The sequence below is a fragment of the Stenotrophomonas sp. YIM B06876 genome (assembly GCF_030711595.1).
GTDB lineage: Bacteria > Pseudomonadota > Gammaproteobacteria > Xanthomonadales > Xanthomonadaceae > Stenotrophomonas.
Genome location: NZ_JAUJUJ010000079.1, coordinates 1 through 3,275, shown reverse-complemented (window position 1 = coordinate 3,275; position 3,275 = coordinate 1). Strand labels below are relative to the sequence as shown.

Genomic DNA, 3,275 nt, shown 5'->3' with positions numbered 1-3,275 from the left:
GGATCGCGCCGGTGGCGGTCGGCGCGCCGACCGCCGGGAACGGCGCCAGTACCGCGCCGCTGCAGCCGCAATCGGCGCAGAGCTTGCCGCAGCAGGGTTTCCAGCCGGTATCCGATGGCGAGATCCGCACCGAAACCCTGGACGGCGGCCACTGACCTTTGGCATAGCGAACCGGTAATGCCCGGTGCGTTATGCTCGACAACCTTCATACAGATAACGCGAGCGGATCATGGGCGGTTTCAGCATCTGGCACTGGATAGTCGTGCTGGTCATCGTGCTGCTGGTGTTCGGCACCAAGCGGTTGACGAGTGGCGCCAAGGATCTGGGCAGCGCGGTCAAGGAATTCAAGAAAGGGATGCGTGACGAGGACAAGCCGGCGCCGCAGCTGGGCGACCAGTCGCGCAGCGAAGCGCAGGCCCGCGAAAAGCAGGCCGAACACGACGAACGCGACCCGCGCTGACCGGAAACCTGCCGCGTGTTCGATATCGGATTCAGCGAGCTGCTGGTGATTGCAGTGGTCGCGCTGGTGGTGCTGGGCCCGGAACGGCTGCCCAAGGCGGCGCGGTTTGCCGGGCTGTGGGTGCGGCGCGCGCGCAACCAGTGGGATTCGGTGAAACAGGAGCTGGAGCGCGAGCTGCATGCCGACGAGCTCAAGCGCAACGTCCATGACGTCCGCGACTCGCTGCAGCAGGCGCAAAGCACACTGCGCGATGGCAGCCGGCAACTGCAGCACGATGCCGAACAGCTGCGGCGGCAGGTGGAACAGCACGGCGGCACGCTGGGCGCCGAAGTGGACGGCGATGGGGTCACCCAACAGGGCGATAGCGGCGGCACCCCGGTGATTGCGCAGGAAGAACCGCCCGCCTCGTCCACTGAAGCCCCGTCCGCGGTGGAAGCGGTGGCCGGCGATGCGCCGGGTGCGGCTACGGCGCCGGCCACGGCAGACAGCGAAATCCGGCGATGAGCGACGGCAATCTGGAAAGCCCCCTGATCGAACACCTGATCGAGCTGCGTGGGCGGCTGGTGCGCGCGCTGCTGGGGCTGGGCGTGGTGGTGCTGGCGCTGCTGCCGTTCGCACGCACGCTGTACACGCATCTGGCGACGCCGCTGGTTTCCCAGCTTCCGGCCGGACAATCGATGATCGCCATCAATCCGGCCGGCGCGTTTTTCGCACCGCTGAAACTGACCTTCTTCACCGCGGTGTTCGTGAGCGTGCCGTGGCTGCTGTACCAGGCGTGGGCGTTTGTCGCGCCGGGGCTGTATGCCCGCGAGAAGCGGCTGGCGCTACCGCTGCTGGGCTCGGCGATCGCGCTGTTCTACATCGGCTGCGCCTTCGCCTATTTCCTGGTGCTGCCGTCGGTATTCCACTTCCTGACCACGTTCCGCCCGGACGTGATCGCCATCACCCCGGATGCCAGCGCCTACCTGGATTTCGTGCTGGCGATCTTCTTCGCCTTCGGTGCCAGCTTCGAGCTGCCGGTGGCGATGGTGATCCTGGTGCTGCTGGGCTGGGTCACGCCGCAGCAGCTGCGCGAGGGCCGCGGCTATGCGGTGGTCGGCATTTTCGTGGTCGCCGCGGTGCTGACGCCCCCTGACGTGGTGTCGCAGCTGATGCTGGCCCTGCCGATGTGCGTGCTGTACGAGCTGGGCATCCACGCCGCGCGCTGGTTGCTGCCGCGCCCCGGCAACAAAGAAGAACAGCCGCAATAACGAACGTGTCGCCAGGCGTCCGGTGTTCGCTGACGCCTCGTGGCACCGTTTGAAATACGGGGCTCCGCAGAGAGGTGACCCGCGGCCCGGGAGGCGGTAGCGCCGACCGTTGGTCGGCGTTGCCCAGGCGTCGCTGCCGCGCTTTGCGCCGGCGGCCGTTGCGATGACCGGGTCGCTCAATGGAATCGGATCCAGCCCGGCAGCGCGGCGGGCCCGCCCGGCCGCTCCGGCTGCGTGGGGCCACGGCGCGAGCGCCGCAAAGCTCCATAAAAAACCCCGGCGCGGGCCGGGGTTTTGCAGGTCACGCCGCGAAAATGTTGTCCGGACCGGGTATCGACGGAGGTTGCGGGGCGTCGGCATGGCCGAACATCTGTTTCCACGCGGCATAGACCGCACCGGCGAACAGCGGCATCACCACGCCCATCAGCAGCAGCTGTGCCACCCACAGCCCCAGCATCGCGCCGCCGATCAGTTGCGCGAACAACGCCACCATCATCACCGCGAAGTAGATCGCAAACACCGCCACCAGCCCGAGCACGAAGAACACCAGCATCGGCAGCAGGTTGTGCAGGCAGGCGCGCAGGCTCTGGCGCATCGCCGCAAATCCACCACGGTGGTCGAACATCACCTGCGGGGTCAGGGTGAACAGCGCCAGCGTCATCGCCGCGAAGCTGACGATCACCAGCAGCAGCCACAGCAGGATGCGGCCGGCCGGCAGCGTGGCAATCAGCGATTCGATCACCGCCGGGTCCGGCTGGGCGCCGGCCTGGCTCAGTTCGTTGAGCCGGGTGGTGACCTCGCCCAGCTGGCGCAGGCCGTCACTGCCCAGCAACAGCAGCAGCAGCACACCCAGCACCAGCCCGGCGGCCACCTGCGGCAGCAGCGTGGTCAGCAGGTGCGGCGCACGCCCCTCATGCAGGCCCTGCAGCAGATGCGCCGGCTGCGCGCGACGGCCCTGATCGACCTCGCGCACCGCCCATACCATCCCGCCAAACGCGATCGGCCCGGCCAGCAGCAACAGGAACTGCAACGGCAGCGCCAGCACCGGGCTGAGCATGGCCGCGGCCATCACCAGCATCGCCACCAGCCCCCAGATCATGCCCAGCGTGCCCAANATCCCGCCAAACGCGATCGGCCCGGCCAGCAGCAACAGGAACTGCAACGGCAGCGCCAGCACCGGGCTGAGCATGGCCGCGGCCATCACCAGCATCGCCACCAGCCCCCAGATCATGCCCAGCGTGCCCAACGCCAACGGGGCCTTGCGCAGCAGCGCAAAGCCGGTCAACAGCCATTCCGCGCCGGCGGAGGCCGGCACCTTGCGAATCTCGCTCATTCAAATTCCGAAGCAGGGGGACGCCGGCATCGTCCGGCGTACGCCGATTATCGCTGGAACCGGCGAACGGAGCGAGCAGGGCGCGAAACGGCGGTGCAACTGCCGCCAGGGACGCAGCGGGGCGATCCGGTGCCGAGGTGACCGGAAGCGCCGCCAGACGTTGCGCCGGGTCTACGCGGCGCCGCGCACATGGCGGACGAAGCGGCGCAGCAGCTGCCGCGCCCGTGGCGCG

4 protein-coding genes and 1 pseudogene are annotated in these 3,275 nt (G+C 68.4%); 4 read left to right on the top strand and 1 reads right to left on the bottom strand.

Features of this window, described 5'->3' with window-relative positions; all coding sequences use genetic code 11:
• The 4 genes and pseudogenes from QZH66_RS14630 to tatC form a co-directional block, all read left to right on the top strand.
• Positions 1 to 155 (top strand): annotated as a pseudogene (locus QZH66_RS14630) (ligand-binding protein SH3); the annotation flags it as partial.
• A gap of 74 nt (positions 156 to 229) precedes the next feature.
• Complete coding sequence (tatA, locus tag QZH66_RS14625) at positions 230 to 460, top strand: Sec-independent protein translocase subunit TatA (RefSeq protein WP_305806658.1); 231 nt, start codon at positions 230 to 232, stop codon at positions 458 to 460.
• A gap of 15 nt (positions 461 to 475) precedes the next feature.
• Positions 476 to 964, top strand: a complete 489-nt coding sequence (gene tatB, locus QZH66_RS14620; RefSeq protein WP_305806657.1) for a Sec-independent protein translocase protein TatB — start codon at positions 476 to 478, stop codon at positions 962 to 964.
• Positions 961 to 1,710 (top strand): twin-arginine translocase subunit TatC, encoded by a 750-nt coding sequence (gene tatC / locus QZH66_RS14615; RefSeq protein ID WP_305806656.1) that lies wholly within the window; start codon positions 961 to 963, stop codon positions 1,708 to 1,710. Before tatB ends, tatC begins: the two co-directional genes overlap by 4 nt.
• 301 nt (positions 1,711 to 2,011) lie before the next feature.
• On the opposite strand, the gene QZH66_RS14610 is transcribed toward tatC, so the two are convergent.
• Positions 2,012 to 3,043, bottom strand: coding sequence for a BPSS1780 family membrane protein (locus QZH66_RS14610; RefSeq protein ID WP_345783853.1), 1,032 nt, complete (start codon positions 3,041 to 3,043; stop codon positions 2,012 to 2,014).
• Between the last annotated feature and the right edge of the window lie 232 nt (positions 3,044 to 3,275).

What these genes read in the sequence shown, in the direction of transcription:
- tatA (WP_305806658.1), top strand. Translation starts at nt 230, where the DNA reads ATGGGCGGTTTCAGCATCTGGCACTGGATAGTCGTGCTGGTCATCGTG.
- tatC (WP_305806656.1), top strand. Translation starts at nt 961, where the DNA reads ATGAGCGACGGCAATCTGGAAAGCCCCCTGATCGAACACCTGATCGAG.